We start from the raw sequence: 19650 nt of genomic DNA, 5'->3' as shown, positions 1-19650 counted from the left end.
AATCAGGAAGGAAACGAAACTTCAGCCAGTGGTCAAAAGAATGCCCTGGCCGAATTTTTCCGCCAGGTTCTGGATAAGCAGCCTTTCAGATGTTGTAAGGCGCTCTTGATCGACAAACCGCCAGTTGCGCTCGTAGATGGCGAAAGCTTCCTCGGCAGGAATCGGGCGCGTTGCATCGCGGCTCCAGACGATTGCGTGTAGCTCCGGAAACTCAGCGGGGACAATCATTGGCGTGATATCTGTGCGCATAACCCACTCAACTTAGTGGATCGTGCCTAAGAAATCCAACGATGTGAAATGGCTATGCGGGCAACGCCTCGGAGAACTCCACTGCCCTGCCCTGGCCCGGCGTCGCGATCTCGCCCTCCCACATGATGCGCTGGCCTCGAATGACAGTGCCGACCGGCCAGCCGGTGACTTCCTTGCCGTCATAAGGCGTCCAGCCGGCCTTCGAGCCGGCTTGTGCATTGGTGATGGTCTCTCGCCGCTTCATGTCGACAATCGTAAAATCGGCATCATAGCCGGCGGCGATACGGCCTTTCCTGGCCATGCCAAAGATGCGCTGCGGGCCGTGGCTTGAAAGATCAACGAAGCGCTGCAAGGTCAGCCGACCGGCATTGACATGGTCGAGCATGATAGGCACCAGCGTCTGCACGCCGGTCATGCCCGAGGGCGATGCCGGATAGACTTTTGCTTTTTCGGCCAATGTGTGCGGGGCATGGTCGGAACCGAGTACGTCGACAATGCCTTGCGCGATGCCGTGCCAGACGCCGTCGCGATGGCGCGGGGCACGGACGGGCGGGTTCATCTGGATCAGCGTGACGAGCCGTTTGTAGTCGTCCGCCGACAGTGTCAAATGGTGCGGTGTCGCCTCGCAGGTGGCGACATCCTTGTGCTGTTCGAGGAACAATATCTCCTCGGCCGTGGAGATGTGCAGGACGTGGATGCGGGCACGGGCGGCCCGCGCGACGCGCACCAGCCGCTCGGTGCAGCGCAAGGCGGCGATCTCGTCGCGCCAGACCGGATGCGATGAAGGATCGCCCCCGATGCGCTCGCCAAGGCGTTCGCGCAGCCGGAACTCGTCTTCCGAATGGAAAGCGGCGCGGCGGCGGGTGTTCCTGAGGATCGAGGCGACGCCTTCATCGTCCTCGACCAGCAGGTCGCCGGTGGACGAGCCCATGAAAACCTTTATCCCGGCCGCGCCCGGCAGGCGCTCGAGCTCGGCGACATCGTTGGCGTTGTCGCGGGTGCCGCCGACCCAGAAGGCGAAGTCGCAGTGCATACGGCCGGTGCCGCGTCGGACCTTGTCGGCAAGCGTTTCTTCGCTGGTGGTCAATGGATTGGTGTTGGGCATTTCGAACACGGCGGTGACGCCACCGAGCACCGCCGCCCGAGATCCAGTCTCCAGATCCTCCTTGTGCTCCAGTCCCGGCTCGCGGAAGTGCACCTGGCTGTCGACGACGCCCGGAAGGATATGCAGGCCCCGGCAGTCGATCGTCTCGCCGGCCGAGGCCTGGCGCAGATCGCCGATGGCGGCGATGCGCCCATTCTTCACGCCGACATCGCGTTGCCCCTCGCCGTCATGGTTGACCACCATGCCGCCTGTCAGGATGAGGTCGTAGGTGTTGGCCATGCTGATCGATCTCTTGCGGGGGGAGTGTCAGCGGCTTACGTAATGGCCAACCGTTTTGCAAGATCAGGCTTTTATTCGCCCCATGCCCTTTGCCCTGCTGAAAGACCGCGCGCTCATCTCCATCTCCGGCCCTGATGCCGAACACTTCCTGCAGAACATCCTGACCACCGACCTCGACGCGCTCGGCGCCGGCGAGGCAAAACCGGGCGCGCTTTTGACACCGCAAGGCAAGATCCTGTTTGACTTCCTGATCTCACGGGCCGGCGAAAACGCGTTCCGCCTCGAATGCCGCGCCGACATCGCTGACGATTTCGTACGCCGGCTGATGCTGTACAAGTTGCGCGCCAAGGTCGAGATTGCCAAATCCGAACAGACGCTTGTCTCCATTGCCTGGGGAAATGAGTCAGCTCCCTCACAAAAGGATTCAACCGTGCTGGCCGACCGGCGCTTTCGCGATGAAAGCGTCACCCGCTCCTATGGCAGCGCTCAAGAGACTGACGACGGTGCCGCATGGCAGGCCTTGCGCATCGCGCATGGCATTGCCGAGAGCGGCACCGACTACCAGCTCGGCGACGCCTTCCCGCATGACGTGCTGCTCGACGAGACCGGTGGCGTCGGCTTCAGGAAAGGCTGCTATGTCGGCCAGGAGGTCGTCTCGCGCATGCAGCATCGTGGCACGGCAAGGCGGCGGGTGCTGATCGTCAGGGCCGAACGGGCCTTGCCTGAGGCCGGCGCCGAATTGACCGTCGACGGGCGATCGGTGGGCACTCTCGGCTCGAATGCCGGCACGATCGGCCTCGGCATCGCCCGTATCGACAGGGTCAAGACAGCGCTCGACGCCGGCCAGCCGATCCTGGCCGGAGACGTGCCGGTTACGGTGGCCATTCCACCTTTCGCCAAATTCAGCTTTCCCCAGGAAGCCGCCGGCACGGAGGAGGCCTGATGGCGGCCGACCGCATCGGTGCGCCGCCACGCGCCTGGCAGCGCATGCTGTCCGGCCGCCGGCTCGACTTGCTCGACCCCTCACCCCTCGATATCGAGATTTCGGACATCGCCCACGGGCTCGCCCGCGTCGCGCGCTGGAACGGCCAGACCCGCGGCGAGCACGCCTTCTCGGTCGCCCAGCATTCGTTGCTGGTGGAAGCGCTGTTTTGCGACCTGATGCCCGATGCGCCGGCGGACGCCCGGCTTGTGGCATTGCTGCACGATGCGCCCGAATATGTAATCGGCGACATGATCTCGCCGTTCAAATCGGTGATGGGCGGCAGTTATAAGGACTGTGAACTGCGCTTGCAGCGCGCCATCCATCTGCGCTTCTCGCTACCGCCGGAACCAGGCGCCGGCCTGCGCAAGGAGATCAAGCGCGCGGACCAGATCGCCGCCTATTTCGAGGCAACGCTGCTCGCCGGCTTTTCGACCGCGGAGGCGACCGAGTTCTTCGGTCGTCCACGCGGCTTCAGTGCCGAGCGCTTCGATTTCACGCCGCGCTCGGTAACCTGGGCACAGAATGCCTTCCTGAAGCGTTTTTCCGCGATCGAGAAGTCGCGGCGCAAGGTTGCTACGGCGGTAGGGTAGAAAACGCTAAATTAACCGGAACAGCCGACAGTGCGGTGTTCGATCACGAGCCGCAGGCACGCTCATGCCCGTCGTTGACGACAAGGATGGTTCGACCGTCCCTGAACAGGGGGCCGAAGGCGTGGATCGTCGTGATATGGAAGACGAACTGCGCGAACAAAACGAACGCTTTTCGGCCGCCGTCGAGAACATGTCGCATGGTCTTTGCATGTTCGACGCCGACGAGCGCATGATCATCTGCAACGGCAACTATATCAACATCTTTTGCCTCGACGCCAACGTGGCGCAGCCGGGCATCCATTTCATCGACATCCTGCGGCACAGCGTCGATGTCGGCATCGCCTCGCAAAGCGCCGAAGAACTTTACGCCATCCGCAAGCCCTATATCGATGGAGCGAAACCCTCGACCTATGAGGAGGCGCTCTCTGATGGACGCATCATCAGCATCTCGCACCGGCCATTGGCATCGGGCGGCTGGGTTTCGATCTACGAAGACATCACCGAGCAGCGGCGCGCCGAACAGGATCTCAAGGAACAGCATCGCCGCTTCGACGCGGCGCTCGAGAACATGTCGCAGGGCCTGCTGATGTATGACGCCGGCGGCAGGCTGATCGTACGCAATCAGCGCATCCTGGAGCTTTATGGTGTGACCGAGGTGGATCTGCCGCTCGGCATGACTCACCGCGAACTCCTCGAACGGCTGGTGCGCCTTGGGGTCTATGCGCCCATAGATGTCGAGGACGAAGTTTCGAGGACCGAGGCTCGCGTGCTGGCCGGCCAGACGCGGTCGACCCCCCGCCGGCTCGCCGACGGACGAACGCTGATGGTTGCCCGCCGGCCGATGAGCGGCGGCGGCTGGGTCGCCACTTTCGATGACGTGACCGAGAGCAGGCTTGCCGAGGAGCGCATGACCCATCTTGCGCATCACGACGTGCTGACCGGGTTGCCCAATCGCTCGGTGTTTCGCGACCGGCTCGACCGGGCACTGGAGGATGCGGCCGCGGGACCGCTGGCAATCTTCTCGCTCGACCTCGACCGCTTCAAGGTCGTCAACGATACGCTGGGACATCCGGCTGGCGACCGGCTGCTGAAAGGCGTGGCCGCAAGACTGCTGCGCTGCGTGGACAACGACGCAGATATCGTCGCCCGTTTTGGCGGCGACGAGTTCGTGATCGTCCAATTCAACGTCGAGGGCCTGGCGAGCGCGGAAAAACTGGCGAAACGCATTGTCGAGGCCATCGCCAAACCATTTCATGACAAGAGCCGGGACATGCATGTTGGCGTCAGCGTTGGCATCGCGCTTTCTCCCGGCGATGGCAGGGACGCCGATACATTGCTGACAAACGCCGACATGGCGCTCTACCGGGCAAAAAGCGAAGGGCGCAACCTGTACCGTTTCTTCGAGCCCGGCATGGATGCCACGGTGCGCGCGCGCCGGGCCCTCGAAGCCGATCTCGATACGGCGCTGCCGAGCCGGGAATTCGATCTCGATTTCCAACCGATCATGGCCATAGCTTCGGGCGAGATTGTCGGCGCCGAGGCCCTGATGCGCTGGCATTCGCCGTCGCGCGGCACTGTGGCGCCGGACGAATTCATTCCGGTCGCCGAGGAAACCGGGCTGATCGTGCCGCTTGGCGAATGGGCGCTGCGAAAGGCCTGTGCGACGGCGGCAGCCTGGCCACCTGGCCTGCGCATTGCGGTCAATGTCTCCGCCGTGCAGCTCAAAAGCGGCGGCTTTGCTCGCAGCGTCATCTCTGCCCTGGCCTTTTCGGGCGTGCCGGCCAGACGACTGGAACTGGAGATCACCGAAACCGTGCTGATGGACGAGAGCAAAGCCGTCCTGAAGACGCTGCGACAGTTGCGTGAACTCGGCATCCGCATCGCGCTCGACGACTTTGGCACCGGCTATTCTTCACTCGGCTATCTCAGGCGCTTTCCCGTCGACAAGATCAAGATCGATCGTTCCTTCATCTCCGACATCGGCAATCTCGACACCGCAGCGATCGTGCGCACGATCATCGGGCTGGGCGCCGAACTGGGCATCACCGTCACCGCCGAAGGCGTGGAAACCGAAGCACAGCTCGACATGCTGCGCCGAAACGGCTGCGTTGAGGCGCAAGGCTATCTGATCGGCGTGCCGTCAAAGGCGGCGGAGATTCAGCACCTGTTGAAATCGAGCGCGGTGCGCAGCCAGACCGGCTGACGCCATAAATCAGCGCAGCGTCTCGATGTATTTTTCGTGGAAGCTGACATAACCCGGCTCGACAACCTTCAGATGCCGCTCGATCAGCGCGTGAAACTCCGGCAACCGGTGGAAGGGCACGCCCGGATAGGCGTGATGCTCGGCATGGAAGGGCATGTTCCAGGCAAGCTTGCGCACAGCCCAGTTGGTCAGCGTCGTCCTGGTGTTCTCCAGCATGTTGGCGACGAAGGGGCAGCGGCCATGCTCGGCCAGCAGATAGAGCCGCAGGAACGGTTGGCCGAGCAGCGCGGGAAAGATCCAGACATGGAGCAGCACCGTCGCCTTGAACCACAGCGCGAGCATCAGCACGACGGCGTAGAAGGCAATCATCGCGCGCGCCTCGGCGCGTATCTTCGGACGCCCCTTGGGGGGCACGTAGCTGTCCTGGCAACGTCCCACGGCATTGGCGTAGAGCGTCTTCAAATGCCCCAACCACACTGGAAGTCCGGAAACGTGGACCAGGTACTGCCGCCAGGTTTCCGGCTTCGGGAAAGCCAGCTCCGGATCGCGTTCGGGATCCTGTGTGAAACGGTGATGGGCGAAATGGAAATAGCGGAACCAGTCGGCCGGCAGCGCGATCGCCAGGCTGCAGACACGCGCGACTGCGTCGTTCAGCCATTGCCTTTCGAAAGCCGTGCGATGCACCGTCTCATGCAGCAGCGTGAACAGGAACACGATCAGTATGCCTTGCGGCAGCATCAGCAGCGGCCAGAACGGGACCTTGGCGGCGATCAACGATCCGAGGAGCAGGATCGCGCCGAGGTGGAAAGCGAGCTGAACAAGGCCCGGCCCATCCGACTTGCCGGTCAGCCGGCTGCGCTCCTCATTCGTCAGCGAGGCGATCACGTCACGATGATCCATAGGGGCATTCCGGCTGATTGAATTCATTCGGTCAGCATACCCCAGCAAGAAACCTTTCTAACAACGAGGATTTCTGCAATATAGATAAGCTGAACTTATCTTTTTGATCACCGCCATGGTTGCAATGCCGTCGTTGCGGGGTCTTCAGGCCTTCGAGGCGGCTGCGCGCACCGGCAGCTTCGCCGCTGCGGCGGAAGAGCTTTCGGTCTCGGCCGCCGCAGTCAGCCAGCTCATCCGCATCGTCGAGGAGCAAGTTGGCCGCAAGCTCTTCCACCGCGCCAACCGGCGTGTCGTCCTGAGCGAGGTTGGCGTCGAGATGCTGCCTCGATTGACCATGGCCTTCCAGGAAATCGGCAAGGGATCTATTGCGCCGAGGCCGTGGAGGACGGCCGGCTGGTCCGGCCTGTCGCCAAGGCGATTGCGCTGCGCCAGCCCTATTGCCTGACGATTCCGCAGCGGAGCGCAAGAAGGGACGTCGTGGCGGCGTTCCGTGACTGGCTGGTCGATGAATGCCAGCGCGTGGTGAGCTCGCCGGCGCTCCGCTGAGCCGGCAAGCGGCGATGGTCAGAGGTGCCCGCTCAATGCCTCGACCATGTCCTTGTTCGCCGCCACCGGCACGATCTCGAACTCCACCAGATCCGCCCACTCGATCACCCAGCGCTGCAGCAGCGTGACGTCGTCGGTCTCCACCAGCAGGAAACAGCGGCTCATGTCCGCCGCGATCCAGCTATGGTGCACCAGAAGCTCCTCGGGCTTCAGGCGACCGTAATCGCGGAAGCGGCGGTAGATCTCCTTGCGGTCGCAGCCGCGAAAATCCTCGGTCACCAAAAACAGCATCTCTGCCCCAGATCGGATAATTATCGGCCCGGCCGCTCCAAACGTTCCAGGAACCATTGCGTCAGCCGTACCCAGACCTCGTCCTTCTCGCCGGAGTCCTCCCAGCCATGATCGAGGTTGGGATTGTCGTTGACCTCGATGACGAAGACGCCGTCCTTGGTCTCCTTGAGGTCGACGCCGTAGAGGCCGTCGCCGATGCAGCGCGCCGCCTTGACTGCCGTCTCGACGACATGGGGCGGCGTCTCCTTCAGCGTGAAGGTCTTGATGCCGCCCTGGTCGGGCTTGCCGCTGGCCTTGTGGTTGACGATCTGCCAGTGCTTCTTGGCCATTAGGTAATGTACGGCAAACAGCGGTTGGCCGCCGAGCACGCCGACACGCCAGTCATATTCGGTCGGGATGAATTTCTGCGCGATCAGAAGATCGGAATCCTCCAGCCATTCGGTGGCGAGTGTCTTCAATTCCTCGAAATTGGCGCATTTCTTGACGCCGCGCGAGAAGGAGGAATCCGGGATTTTCAGCACCAGCGGAAAACCCAGCGTCTGCGCCGCCAGTTCAAGGTCGGAAGTGCCGGCTATCATCACGGTCGGCGGAACCGGCACCTTGTTGTAGGCCATCAGCTCGTTGAGATAGACCTTGTTGGTGCAGCGGATCATCGACAGCGGGTCGTCGATGACCGGCATGCCTTCCTGCTGGGCGCGGCGCGCGAAACGATAGGTATGGTTGGAGATCGAGGTGGTCTCGCGGATGAACAGCGCGTCGTAATTGGCGAGCTTGGCGAGGTCCCTCTTGGTGATCGGCTCGATTTCGACGCCCATCTTTTCGGCGATCCTGGCCCAGTAGCGCAGCGAGGAGATTTCCGAGGGCGGCAATTCCTCATGCGGATCGACCAGCGTGGCGAAAGTGTAGCGCGCCGGCGTGCGGCCCTTGGTGTCGCGCCATTCGCGATTGGTATAGGTGTCCAGGCATTGCAGGAAGAAGCTCTCCTCCTCCTCGGTCATGCGCGCAAGGGGATGAAAGCCGATCTTGCGGATCGAGGCCCACTCGGCGCTGTCCTTGATGTGGACCTCGAGCGCCGGCGCGCGGAACCAGTCGAACAGGAGCTTGGCGAATCGGTCCCACACCTTGGACGGGCCAATGCCGAAGAAGATGCAGACCTTCGCCGGAAAAGCGCCGCCAAGATCCTTGCGGCACTTGTTGAGCGCCAGCTCCAGTTCGGGCAGCGCATGTTCGTAAAGCTTGCGCTCCGACAGATCGATCATGGTTTCTACGGTCGGGATGACCTTGTGGCCGCGCGAACCCGCCAGCAGCGAGGCATAATAGCCGCGGCTCTGGTAGCCGTAATTGTTCGACAGGTTGATGACCTTGGGACGCTGGCCGCGAAACAGCGCCGGATGCGCGAGATAGTCGCGGTTGGTGATAATCTTGTGCGGTGTCGCCACCTGGTCGAGATCGCTCTGCCGGCCAGTTAAGATAACCCAGGTCATTGTTATCAGCGCTTCCCCAGAGTGATGGCGGCGCGCAGTCCGTCGCGGCCGAACTGCGCCATGTTCATAAAGATGCCGTAAGGCACGGGAATGTTGGCGGCATCAAGGATGGTCTCCTGCCTCTCGTCCTCAACCCAGGGATCGTGGATCAGGATATGGTCACCGTCGTCGCCGATGGCCAACACCCAGTGCGGCACCTTCTTGCCGAACATCAGGAAGCCGCTGATCAGCACCAGCACCAATTTTCCTTTCGCGATCGCGGCGCGAATGTCGTCGATGGTGAATGAACGGTAATTCACCGGGATGCCGTAAAGTTCCGCGCGTCGGCGAAAGTCGACCTGGGCCAGTTCCATCACCCGGCGCTTGTCCGCGCTGCGCACCGACTGGAGGAACAACGCGCCGTAGAACGACACGTAAATCTCGGCCGCAAGGCCGCTCTCATAGCCGGCGACCGCGAGGCCGAACGGCTCGCAGCCACCCGGGCCCGACATCATGAAGACGGTCGTCGCTTCGCGCCAAAGACGAATTTCCCTGACCGGGTCCGGTACGAAGTCGTGATCGAAATTGCCCATGGCCATCATCAGGCAGCAGGGACCGCAAGTGAATTCGCAGGTCTGCTGGTAGAACGGCACGCTGGTGGCGGCCGGAAGTTCGCCGCGCAAGGTCTTCTCGTAGCGCAGCGCCGTGGCGCCGTCCTCGTAGTAATCGGGTTCGCGGCCGATCTTGCGGTAGCCGGCCCGCTCGTAGATGCCGATGGCGCGGGCATTATCCTCCCGCACTTCTAGGCGCAGCATCATGCGATCGTGTTCGAAGGCCGCCTCCTCCGCCGCCACTAGCAACCGGCGGCCGATGCCGAGGGCGCCAAAAAAGGGACTGGTGGCGATCGAATAAAGGCGCGCCACGCCGCTGCCCTTGCGAAACAGCACAATCGCATAACCGGCGACGCGGCCATCTCTTTCGGCGACCAGCGTCTCGGCGGTCTCGCGCTCGATGAACTGTCGGAAGGAGCGACGGGAAATGCGGTCGCTGGAGAAAACAGCTTTCTCGATGGCGGCGAGATCATCGACGTCAGTCGCGCGGGCCGTGCGAATCTCGGCAGGCATGCGGGCTTGGAAAACCTCGATTGGGTTGTGATGAAGGCCCTATTCGAAACGTCCAGACACCAGCCCAAAACGGCAGCGCCCATCCAGCGCTATCGCACCTCGATTAGGGCCGAATTGTGACAGATTGGCGCCAGCCCGGGAGGACAAAGGCTTTGAACCAGGTCACCGTTTTCGAGTAGGCGGCGCCAAAAAACGATGCTGTTCAACTCGCCAGGCCGGCCAGAAGCTGGCTGTAGGCGCTCTTGGCCACGATGGCCAATTGCTCGCGCGGCACTGAGCCGACGACAGCGCAGCCATAGCCCTTGTCCAGCCAGTAGACGGCCTGCGGGCCGGCTTGCGCCGAAGCGTAGGTCCCCCTGGCGTTCTCCACCGATTCGGCCGTTACAAAGAGCGATATGCGCTCGCCCTTGTCGTCTTCATAGAGCAGCATTGCCGCCTTGCTCTCGCCAGCCGGCAGCAACCTGCCGCCGACCAGTTGGAACCCGCTGCCGGTCAAGTCCGGCGCAACCAGCTTCAATCCGACCCGGTTGGACAGCCAGGTCAGCAGATGATCCTTGTCGCTTGCCGGCACTTCCACCGCATGCCGCTTCTCGGCGGCATAGATGACATGCGCGGCGATCGCCTGCTCGGCCAACTGATCCTCGGCCTGATCTTCCCGGCCAATACCGTCGCTGCCGGCAAAGTAGCCGCCAAGCCCGCCCGCGGCCAGTAGACCGGCAGCGGCGGCGGCAAGCCACCAGCGCGAGCGTGGCATTGGCGTCCTGGCTGGCGTCTCGCCAAGCACCACCTTGCGCAACCGCACCGGCACCGGCTCGTCGATCACGCCAGCGAAGGCATCTCGCAATGCCGTCCTGTCGGCGATGAAACGGGCGCTTTTCGCCTTCATCTCGGGAGTGGCGTCGAGCCATGCGTCATAGGCGGCGCGCTCATCGGCCGGCAACTCGCCGTCGAGTGCCATGTGGATGTCGCGTTCGGAGAAATCGCGGCGGATCATTTCTAGACGATCCTTATCGAACGGCGGCGTGCCGTGTCGTCCAGCAGTCCGCGCAACTCCTCGCGCCCGCGCGCGATGCGCGACATCAGCGTTCCAGCGGGCACTCCCAGGATGTTGGCGGCCTCGGCATAGGAAAAGCCTTCGATCGCGACCATGACGAGTGCGGCACGGCGGTCGGGGCTGATCGCCTGCAATGCGTCGACGATCTCGCGCGAGGCGATGCTTTCCACCTGCTCGGCCGGCTGTGCAACCGCCTCGCCCGCTTCCAGCGACAGCATCGCGGCTTCGCCGCGCCGGTTCACTTTGCGCATCTGGTCAATGAACAAATGATGCATGATCGTAAACAGCCACCTCCTGGGGCTTTCTCCCGTCTGCCAGTTGTCGAGCCGCATGAGGGCCCGTTCGAGACAGTCCTGGACGAGATCGTCGGCGGCGTCGCGGTCGCGCAACAACGAGCGTGCGTAGCGGCGCAGGCGCGGTATTTCGCCGAGGATTGCTGCCTTCTTTTCGTCCATGACCGCTGGTTTCGGAATTGCCCTATTCATCAGATTGAACGCGCCTTCGCGGCGCGACGCAAGCAGCCAGTGCGAAGCGGTCCACCGCCCCGGTCACCCAAGCAATGATGTAACGATGGAAGCGGCGGGTTTATTCCCGCAATCAATAGGAGGCCAACTACGCCAAATCGGTCTTGAGAAAGTCATTGCCTTTAAAGAGCAACGGAACATCAAGAGCCTTGGCGCAGGCGTAGGAAAAGCAATCACCAAAATTAAGGTCGGCCGGATGACCGACCGCTTTGCTGTACCGGATGCTGGCATCAATGGCGCGCCCACCGATATCCTCGTTGATGGTTACATTGCGAGCGTCGATCTCAACAATGAACGCATCGACCAGATTGCGCGCCGCAGACAGCATTCCGGGAGTCGGCTTTTTGGCACCGGCATTCACTCGCCCGAGGGCAAGCGTAGCTTCGAGCCGAACAAGCGCTGAAATGTACAGCTGACCGTCGACGTCGGCGATCCGCTTCAGCAATTCCTCCCAACCCGATTCCTTGGCGAGAATTGCAACGACAACCGATGCGTCGACAAACATCAGTCTTCCCACATCTCGTCCATGAATGCCTTCATATCGAAGGTGGTGTCGGACGGCCCCAACGCCGCTGCTTGCGCTTGAAGAACGGCAATCCTCTCCCGCAGCGGTTTGCGGGCGCGGCTTCGTTCAAGTTCGTGCAAAAGCGCGGTTCGCACGGCTTCCGTTTTGCTCGGCGCATTCGTCTCGCGCTGCAATTTCGTCGCCAGCGCATCTACCTCATCGTCGCGGATATAGAGCGGCATATGAATATCTCCGTGAATATTCATATATTCCATTTTGAATATTCAAACAATCCTAACCCTCACGCCCCTTCGCCACCCTGGTCAAAAGCCGCTGGTAAAACAGGCCGATGCCAATCAGCACGGCGCCAAGGCCGATGAAGGACAGCGCGCGAAGCACACCCTCCAGCTCCGACATGTCGAAGAGGAACACCTTCAGTACGGCGACCGCAATCAATGCGGCCGAGGCGATGCGCAGCACCTGCGATTTCAGCCAGACGCCGGCGGTCAGCAGCGCCACGCCGATGATCAGCCAGAGTGCCGAATAGGTGTAGGTTTCCAACTGGCCAAGGCCGCTCCACAAGCCGATGAACTCACCCTTGAACAGGCGCCGCACCGACAACGTGGCATAGGCGAAGGCAAGCAGGGCCGCCACCAGCGCCAGCATGGCGGCATACCATTTCGGCCGCTTGTTGCGGGCATAGAGCGCAAGCCCTCCGGCCGCGACCGCCGGCAGCAGATAAGCGAGGAACAACAGGTTGAAGACCGGGATCTGCCCGGTCGACTCGTCGGTGAAAAGCGGGTTCAGCACCAGGAAATGCTGCACGACGATGAAGGCGACCGAGATCACGCCCGCCGCCATGGACCCGTAGCGCAGCACGGAACTTGGCGAGCGCCTGTCGATGGCCACGAGTATGGCGCCGGCGCCGATCGCGATCAGCGTGTAGATGGCCTGTTCGGCAAGTGTGGGCGCATCGCTGTTGAGGACACCGCCATGCATGGCGTGGCGCACCAGCATGGCAAGCGTCAGCAGTGCAAACAGCGCCGCCGAAGCTTCCATGGCCAGGCGCGGCCGGCCGTCGGTGGTGCGGGCCAGTTGCCAGGCGGCGAAAGCGAAGGCGAGCGCCGGCACGCCATAGCCCGGCAGCAGCCAGTTGAAAACCGGGGTCGTCGACAGGAACCCGGCACCGACGACGGTCGGATCGAAGATGACACGTCCAAGCACCGCCGCGACCGCGCCGACCGAAATCCAGCCGAGCACCGGATAGGAACGCCAGCGTGTGGCCAGCGCCGGCACGATTGCGGCCGCACCAAGCAGGATGGTTGTCCAGCCGGAACTGAAGGCCATATGCAGCATCAGCAGGCCTGCGAGCGCGGCTCCGCCGAGCGCGAAGGATACGGCCGCCCTGCCCTGCAACGGCGGTTGCTCGCCGCGCGCGATCCACTCGCCGCCGGCAGCGAAAACCACGACCAGCAGCGCCGCCACGGCGGCGTAGGCAAGATCGCGGTCGAGATTGCCGAACGTGAACCAGAGTGCCTGCAGGACGACCAACGGCACGATGACGCCCCACGCCGCCCATGACGCAGCGCGGAAGTGGGTCGCGGCGGCAAATTTGCGGGCGGCCCAGAAACCGGCGCCGATGAAGACAAGGCCAAGCGCAACACCGATGCGCAAGGTCAGTGCGTTCGATGTCGCCAGGGGCACGGCATCGATGCCCAAGACGTCGCCTGAAAAATCAGAAGCGATCGAAGTCGGCGGGATGATGCCGAGATAGATCAGCACCGTCACCAGTCCCGCCGCATAGAGCAGTGGCAGCGCCGGGGGGCGGTAGAGCGCGACGGCCACCATCGCGGCGAGCACGACGGCTCCCGGCAAGGCATCGCCGGCAGCGACGAAGGCCGGATCGACCGAAAGGCCCAGCGCCGAGAGGGCAACAAACAGGCCCGGCGCGACGGACGGCCAGTCGAAAGCCGTGGCTGATCCGCCTTCGTCGCTGCGGCGGCCGAGCCAGACGAAGGCGAGCACGGCCAGCGTGACGGTGTTCACGAACAGGATCACGGATAAATTCGCGCCCGGCGCATCGGTCATGTAGAGGATCGTCCAGATGCCGGTACCGACAAAGGCCGCCGTCATCAGCAACTTCCAATCGCGCATGCGGGCAATGACGCCGCTGGCGGCAAGCACGATCGCCAGATAGCCGAACAGGGCCCAGGGATTGGGCGCCTGAGAGGCAATCAGCATCGGCGTCACCATGGCGCCGACGAGGCCGATACCAGCCAGCGCCTGGCCGTGGACAAGGGCGGCGGCAATCGTCGCTATGCCGATGGCGCCGAGCAGCGTGAGGGCGAGCGCCGGCCCGATAAATCCGTAGATGCCATGTGCGGCATAGACGGCGCCGAACAGGATGAAGGCGCCCGCCGCAGTCAGGATCGCCGGGATGTAGGCGCCTGCGGCGCCTTGCACGGGCACCCTGAAGCCGGTGCGGCGAATGAATTCGCCGGCTGCAATCAGCACAAGGCCGAGCAGCCCGGCCATGGTCAGCCGCACACCGGGGCCGAAAATTCCGGCTTCGATCGTGTAGCGGATGAGAAACAGGCCGCCCAGCGCCAGTGCCAAACCGCCGACCCAGACCGCCCAGCGGGTGCCGAGCGCCGTTTCGATATCGGGTTTGCCGGGCGCTTTCACCGCTGCGACAGGCTCGGATTCTGCTACCTTGGGCGCCGCCTCGCCTGGTGTCCATGGTCCCGGCTTGACCTCGTCCGTCGCGGCGTCGGTTTCCAGAGCCGGCAGCGCCTGCCCGGTGGCTGCCTCGCTGGCCGTTGGCGAAACGACCACGGCCGCAACAACAACGGCTTCGGCCGGCTGGCCCTCGGTCGCCGCCGGTTCGGACTGCTTGGCGAGAGGCGGCACGGCGCCGGAAAGGACGAGGCTCCGCAGTGCGCCTAGCTCACGCTCGATCAGTCCGATGCGGCTCTGCTGGCGCGAAATGATGACGAACAGCGCGATGATGGCGACAAGGCCGATCAGGCTTTCAAACATGGCGGCTCCCCCAAACCAGACCAGTTGCTACTGACAATCAAATGTGGCCTGCAAACGACCAGCCAACGGCCGTCGGATCGGCGGCTGGAAAGATCGAGCATGTTTCGGCGTCGAAAGCCAGCGGCTTGCGCCCATTGGCCCTCGGCATCGCTTGCGAATGGCCGGTTTCCGGAACATTGCCTGCCAAACCCGCAGCCGATGGCCTATGATACCTTGGCCGCAAAGGGTTCTCCAAGCGATGTCATGGGAATACGTATGCCGCAACGAAGCGCAGGACTGCTGATCTACCGGCGAAACGCCGGGGCCCTCCAGTTCCTGCTCGTCCATCCGGGTGGACCGTTCTGGGCAAGAAAAGACGAGGGGGCATGGTCTATCCCCAAAGGGCTCGTCGACGAAGGCGAGGACGAGTTGAAAGCCGCCCAACGTGAGGCGGAAGAAGAACTCGGCGTCGCCATCAACGGCGACTTCCAGCCTGTCGGCAGTTATCGGCAGCCTGGCGGCAAGATCGTGAGTGCGTGGAGCGTCGAGGCCGACGTCGACACCGATGCCATCAAAAGCAACATGTTCACCATGGAGTGGCCACCACGGTCGGGATCCATGAAGGCATTTCCCGAAGTGGACCGGGCCGGTTGGTTTTCAGAGTTGGAGGCCGGTCTCAAGATACTCAAAGGCCAGCGCGCGATCCTGGACGATTTCGTGGAACGGCAAAATGCCGGATAACATCCGCTGTTATCACCGCTCGCCCAGTGCGCCTTAGGACGATTCCTATCGTGCCGCCAGATTGGAGGCCGGGAAGATCGAGCATGTCTCGGTGCCGAAAGCCAGCAGCTTGCCGCCGGCGTCCTTCAGCGTCGCTTCCGAAACGGCCAGCGTGCGGCCCTTGTGAATGACCTTGCCCTCACAGACCACCTCTCCGGTCCTGGGCGTGATCGGCCGCGTCAGGTTCACCTTGAATTCCGCCGTCGTATAGGCCTCGCCTTTTGCGAGCAGCGTCTGCACGGCGCAGGCAAGCGCCGAATCGAGCAGTGTCGCCGCCCAGCCGCCATGCACGCCCCCCAACGGGTTCAGGTGGCGCTCGTTCGGCACACCCCGAAACACGGCACGGCCTTCCGAGACTTCGGTCAGCGCGAAGCTGAGCTGGAAGGAAATCGGCGGCGCCGGATATTTGCCATCGATGATGCGCTGCAAAAGTTCCAGGCCGGTGTAGGCAAGCATGTCGGCATGCGGAATGGTGCCGAGGCCGAGCGGCGAGACCCGGCCTGGATAAAGTTCCACTTCGCTCATGTGATGATTTCTCTCGCGGCGGTTTCTCCCGACAGGCCTTTTGTCGTGTGGTGCTTGCGCAGCGCGGCGAGGAAGCCGGAGCGCGCGTCCGGCTGCTCGATGCCGCGCGGCTCGTAGACGTGACGGGTGAAGAAGAAGCCGGTGAGCCGGAAGGCATCCTGGATCGCCGCCGGATCGGCGCGCAGGCCGGAGCCACGCAGGAAGGCCGGCAGCGCCAGCATCTTGTCGCGCCAAGGCGCGCCGGCTTCCCGCGACACCGCTCGGCCCGATTTCGGCGAGACATAGGCAAGATCCTGCCGCGTGCCGGTCGCGGCGCACTGGCTGAGATCGAGACCGAAACCCAGTTCGTCGAGGATCAGGAGCTCGAAACGGGCCACCAGTTCGCCGGCCGCATCGACGTCATCGAGATGCACGATCATCACCGACAGCGCCTCGTAGAGGCCGCCATGGGCGTCGCGCTCGGGCAACAGGCGCAGATGCGCGGCCATGGTCTGCAGGCCATACACGGCGACCGCACTCTCCATCAACCTGGCCGCATTCATCTCGATCGCTTCGGCCTGGAACGTGCCGAGGTGCTCATCAAGGCGCGCCCGCCAAAGCAGGTCGACACGGTTGCCGGGCTGGAGAACAGGCTGCTGCTTGCGCGAGCGCCCGCCACGCACGAGGCCGAGATGGCGGCCATGCGCACGCGTCATCACCTCGAGGATGGCGCTGGTTTCGCCATGCTTGCGGGTGCCGAGAATGATTCCCTCGTCGCGCCATTCCATGCCTGGAGCATTTCACCGATCGGGTGGCGAAATCAAGGTACGGGCTTGGTGCCTGGGCTGGCTCTCGCAAGGGTGCATAAAAAGCCGCCCGCAGCATAGCTGCGGGCGGGTCTGGTGGGGTCAGTCGATCCGTTAGAACGAGCGCTGGAAGCGGAGGATGCCGCCGACGCTGCTCTTCTTGTCGGCCTTGGTCCAGTTGTTGAAGTCGGCGTCGTCGAATTTTCCTGCATTGAGGTAATCGACTTCAGCCGTGATCGTGTAACCGGGCACAATCGTGTATGCGACGTTGGCAGCGACGCCGAGGTTCTTCCAGTCGTCATAGGAGATCTGGGCGTTGAACGAGGTCTTGTCGTTGAACTTGTAGGTGCCGCCACCCCAGATCGCCCAGTTTCCGCCCCACGGCTTGTATTGGGTGCGGCCCGTGCCGAAGTCGTTGATGTTGTCGTTGGTGCCGTAGCCGCCCATGACGAACAGCGTCAATTCCTTGCCGACATTGACGTCCAAGCGAACCTTGCCGGCCACTTCCTCGTAGTTGCTGTCATAGGCGACGACGCCGGTGACCGCACCCCAGTCGCCCTTGTACTTCAAGCCGCCGACGACATGCGGAACATAGCTGTCGATCGTGTTGACGCCGGTACCTTCTTCGAGCGAGACCACGGCCGAGAAGCCGCTGCCAGCGTCGAAATAGTACTGCACGACGTTGGTATCCTTGATACCGTACGGGATGATCGTGTCCTGGATGACGTTGCCGGCATAGCCGATAAACGAATCGTATGCCGTTTCATCCTTACCGACGCGCAGGCCGCCGAGCTGAATCCAGGCGAAGTTGAGGGTGGGCGCCTTGTTGCCGGCCTGCCAGCCAGTGCCGCCGGTCTCATAGTCGCCGCTGCTGTTGCCAAATTGAAAGCGAGTCTCGGTGTAGGTCTTCAACGTACCGAGCTCGGTTTCCTGGCCGGTCCAGGTCTTCAGCGAGAAGCGCATGTTCTTGTAGTAGGTGTCGTGGCTATCGCCGTCCATGTGATCGGCAACGTTGTTGACGCCGTCCAGCGTGCCGCTGTCGCCGACGCCTATGTCATAGCGGAGATAGCCGCCGATGCGCAGGCAGGTCTCGGTGCCGGGAGTATAGAAGTAGCCGGCGCCGTAGACGTCGCAGATCCTGACGTATTCAGCGGGTTCCGGCTCGGCGACGACGACAGCGTCGGCGGCGCGAGCACCGGAGACCGCGATCAGTGCCGCGGCTGAGCCGAGAAGAAGGCTCTTGATGTTCATTTTCTGACCTCTCTAGTCAAAGTTAAAAATGGCTTCGGATTTTGGTTGGCGGATATATTTTCCCGCCTCACCACAACGAAAAAGGCCCGCACCGCGTCCCCTTTTCGCGGCGAACATACCCATCAATCTTCCGCCTTCAATGACAATTCCACAAACATTCGGGATTGATGACATAGATTAAATCCGTGTTGCAGAAATAGCACTGGAGAATTCACTTCAGACTACGGCACCGCACAAGTGGAACATTGTCATATTTCCGTAATAATTCCCTGTATGTTCCAATTTTATGATGATATTCTACGAACACCAATTGTTTGAGAAACTTCGCGTAAATAAACCCACTTCCATGGTCGTTTCTACCTAGCCATTCCCCAGCCACGTGAAACCGAAGCCGATCCCCTCGAAGGAGTCTTTTCAGCGGGTCACGGGCACGCCGGAACGGACCACAGGCCATGATGGGAAGATCAATCCGACGTCGGCGGACTCGTCTGCAAGAATCCGCGCTGGCCAACTGAGAAGTCGACCCAACGGAACCTCGGCGTCCCTGGTCGATAGCCACCAGCCAACGGTTTGGGTCATTATTACCGGCGCTTGTGGTCGGCCAGCACCGCGTCGATCACGCGCCAGGATTGTTCGATCTCGGCCGAGTTGACGTCTATCTCGCCGGCGGCGGTGATCAGCGCCTTCCACAGTGCCCAGCCGCGGCCGCGCGCCCAGGTCGCGTCGTCGACGCCGAGGCCAGCGCGGAAGGCCCCCCTGCTCTTTCCCTCGAACAATGTCCAGGCAATCGCCAGATCGCATGAGGGCTCGCCGATGCCGGAGGTGCCGAAGTCGATCACCGCGCTTAGCCTGCCGTGTTCAACCAGAAGATTGCCCCAGCTGACATCGCCGTGGAACCAGACGGGCGGGCCTTGCCAAGGGGCGGCAAGAGCCGTTTCCCAGACAGCGCTTGCCGCGCCGGCGTCGATACGGGTGTCGAGCGCCGCGATCGCTTGTCTCGTCTCCCCGTCATAGACGTTCAGCGGCCCGCCGCGAAAGAAATTGTGTTGGCCCGGCCCCGGTCCGCCAGCCGGGTCGATCCGCTTCAGCGCAACCAGAAAGCCGGCCAGGTCCGCCGCGAATTCCGACAGGTTGGCGATACGCTCGCGCTTTGCAGTCTCACCTTCGATCCACCTGTAGACGGACCAATGCCACGGATAGCCTTCGGCCGGGGCTCCCATCGCCAGCGGTATAGGGATGGGCAGCGGCAACAGCGGCGCCAGCCTCGGCAGCCAGCGATGTTCCTTCTCCACTTGCAGGGAATAGGCGGCGGCACTGGGCAACCGAACGGTCATCTCGTCGCCGAGACGAAAGCTTCTGTTGTCCCATCCGCCAGGTTCAATCGGCCGAACCGCAAGATCCCTCCAGCGAGGAAACTGCGCCGCGATCAACCGGCTGACTAAAGCTGCGTCGATATTCGACTTGCTATCCATC

The 19650-nt window shown here is 62.6% G+C and carries 19 protein-coding genes and 1 pseudogene; 5 read left to right on the top strand and 15 right to left on the bottom strand.

Annotated elements, in window-relative coordinates; all coding sequences use genetic code 11:
• Positions 1-21: 21 nt before the first annotated feature.
• Both FJ953_RS13600 and FJ953_RS13595 read right to left on the bottom strand, forming a co-directional pair.
• The gene (locus tag FJ953_RS13600) at positions 22-249 is read right to left on the bottom strand and encodes a hypothetical protein (RefSeq protein ID WP_140624533.1); all 228 of its coding nucleotides are present in this window, start codon (positions 247-249) and stop codon (positions 22-24) included.
• 52 nt (positions 250-301) lie between these two features.
• Positions 302-1633: a dihydroorotase gene (locus FJ953_RS13595; protein WP_140624532.1), complete on the bottom strand. Its 1332-nt coding sequence runs from the start codon at positions 1631-1633 to the stop codon at positions 302-304.
• A gap of 82 nt (positions 1634-1715) precedes the next feature.
• Here FJ953_RS13595 and FJ953_RS13590 point away from each other — a divergent pair, with 82 nt between their 5' ends.
• The 3 genes from FJ953_RS13590 to FJ953_RS13580 all read left to right on the top strand — a co-directional run bounded on the left by FJ953_RS13590 (position 1716) and on the right by FJ953_RS13580 (position 5411).
• Positions 1716-2576: a folate-binding protein YgfZ gene (locus FJ953_RS13590; RefSeq protein WP_140624531.1), complete on the top strand. Its 861-nt coding sequence runs from the start codon at positions 1716-1718 to the stop codon at positions 2574-2576.
• Positions 2576-3208, top strand: coding sequence for an HD family hydrolase (locus FJ953_RS13585; RefSeq protein ID WP_140624530.1), 633 nt, complete (start codon positions 2576-2578; stop codon positions 3206-3208). Before FJ953_RS13590 ends, FJ953_RS13585 begins: the two co-directional genes overlap by 1 nt.
• A gap of 64 nt (positions 3209-3272) precedes the next feature.
• Complete coding sequence (locus FJ953_RS13580) at positions 3273-5411, top strand: EAL domain-containing protein (protein ID WP_140624529.1); 2139 nt, start codon at positions 3273-3275, stop codon at positions 5409-5411.
• A 9-nt stretch (positions 5412-5420) separates the two neighbouring features.
• Here FJ953_RS13580 and FJ953_RS13575 read toward each other — a convergent pair whose 3' ends face one another.
• Positions 5421-6311, bottom strand: a complete 891-nt coding sequence (locus FJ953_RS13575; protein WP_140624528.1) for a fatty acid desaturase family protein — start codon at positions 6309-6311, stop codon at positions 5421-5423.
• Positions 6312-6426: 115 nt separating this feature from the next.
• Between FJ953_RS13575 and FJ953_RS13570 the strand changes: the two are divergent.
• A pseudogene (locus FJ953_RS13570) lies at positions 6427-6857 on the top strand (LysR family transcriptional regulator).
• 18 nt (positions 6858-6875) lie between these two features.
• Here the strand turns inward: FJ953_RS13570 and FJ953_RS13565 are convergent.
• The 8 genes from FJ953_RS13565 to FJ953_RS13530 form a co-directional block, all read right to left on the bottom strand.
• The gene (locus tag FJ953_RS13565) at positions 6876-7148 is read right to left on the bottom strand and encodes a DUF3303 family protein (RefSeq protein WP_140517813.1); all 273 of its coding nucleotides are present in this window, start codon (positions 7146-7148) and stop codon (positions 6876-6878) included.
• A gap of 20 nt (positions 7149-7168) precedes the next feature.
• Positions 7169-8632: a RimK family protein gene (locus FJ953_RS13560; protein ID WP_140494569.1), complete on the bottom strand. Its 1464-nt coding sequence runs from the start codon at positions 8630-8632 to the stop codon at positions 7169-7171.
• 5 nt (positions 8633-8637) lie between these two features.
• On the bottom strand, positions 8638-9735 hold the full coding sequence (locus tag FJ953_RS13555) for a GNAT family N-acetyltransferase/peptidase C39 family protein (protein WP_140624527.1): 1098 nt from the start codon (positions 9733-9735) through the stop codon (positions 8638-8640).
• A 202-nt stretch (positions 9736-9937) separates the two neighbouring features.
• Positions 9938-10729 (bottom strand): anti-sigma factor, encoded by a 792-nt coding sequence (locus tag FJ953_RS13550; RefSeq protein ID WP_140517812.1) that lies wholly within the window; start codon positions 10727-10729, stop codon positions 9938-9940.
• Between the two features lie 2 nt (positions 10730-10731).
• On the bottom strand, positions 10732-11244 hold the full coding sequence (locus FJ953_RS13545; RefSeq protein ID WP_140494575.1) for an RNA polymerase sigma factor: 513 nt from the start codon (positions 11242-11244) through the stop codon (positions 10732-10734).
• 157 nt (positions 11245-11401) lie between these two features.
• Positions 11402-11818 (bottom strand): type II toxin-antitoxin system VapC family toxin, encoded by a 417-nt coding sequence (locus tag FJ953_RS13540; RefSeq protein WP_140520684.1) that lies wholly within the window; start codon positions 11816-11818, stop codon positions 11402-11404.
• On the bottom strand, positions 11818-12060 hold the full coding sequence (locus FJ953_RS13535; RefSeq protein ID WP_140520954.1) for a type II toxin-antitoxin system VapB family antitoxin: 243 nt from the start codon (positions 12058-12060) through the stop codon (positions 11818-11820). The genes FJ953_RS13540 and FJ953_RS13535 overlap by 1 nt, the downstream gene beginning before the upstream one ends.
• A 52-nt stretch (positions 12061-12112) precedes the next feature.
• Complete coding sequence (locus FJ953_RS13530; protein WP_140624526.1) at positions 12113-14857, bottom strand: DUF2339 domain-containing protein; 2745 nt, start codon at positions 14855-14857, stop codon at positions 12113-12115.
• A 255-nt stretch (positions 14858-15112) separates the two neighbouring features.
• Here FJ953_RS13530 and FJ953_RS13525 point away from each other — a divergent pair, with 255 nt between their 5' ends.
• The gene (locus tag FJ953_RS13525) at positions 15113-15577 is read left to right on the top strand and encodes an NUDIX domain-containing protein (protein ID WP_140580886.1); all 465 of its coding nucleotides are present in this window, start codon (positions 15113-15115) and stop codon (positions 15575-15577) included.
• A gap of 45 nt (positions 15578-15622) precedes the next feature.
• Here FJ953_RS13525 and FJ953_RS13520 read toward each other — a convergent pair whose 3' ends face one another.
• From FJ953_RS13520 to FJ953_RS13505, 4 genes are all read right to left on the bottom strand, one after another.
• Complete coding sequence (locus tag FJ953_RS13520; protein WP_140555803.1) at positions 15623-16141, bottom strand: PaaI family thioesterase; 519 nt, start codon at positions 16139-16141, stop codon at positions 15623-15625.
• Complete coding sequence (recO, locus tag FJ953_RS13515) at positions 16138-16908, bottom strand: DNA repair protein RecO (RefSeq protein ID WP_140494585.1); 771 nt, start codon at positions 16906-16908, stop codon at positions 16138-16140. Before recO ends, FJ953_RS13520 begins: the two co-directional genes overlap by 4 nt.
• A gap of 132 nt (positions 16909-17040) precedes the next feature.
• On the bottom strand, positions 17041-18177 hold the full coding sequence (locus FJ953_RS13510; protein WP_140624525.1) for a porin: 1137 nt from the start codon (positions 18175-18177) through the stop codon (positions 17041-17043).
• Positions 18178-18758: 581 nt separating this feature from the next.
• Positions 18759-19649: an aminoglycoside phosphotransferase family protein gene (locus FJ953_RS13505; RefSeq protein WP_140624524.1), complete on the bottom strand. Its 891-nt coding sequence runs from the start codon at positions 19647-19649 to the stop codon at positions 18759-18761.
• Position 19650: the final 1 nt, after the last annotated feature.

The organism is Mesorhizobium sp. B2-3-6, from assembly GCF_006442305.1.
Taxonomy (GTDB): Bacteria; Pseudomonadota; Alphaproteobacteria; order Rhizobiales; family Rhizobiaceae; genus Mesorhizobium.
The sequence above is the reverse complement of the archived record's forward strand: the minus strand, read 5'-3'. Positions and strand labels throughout refer to the sequence as shown.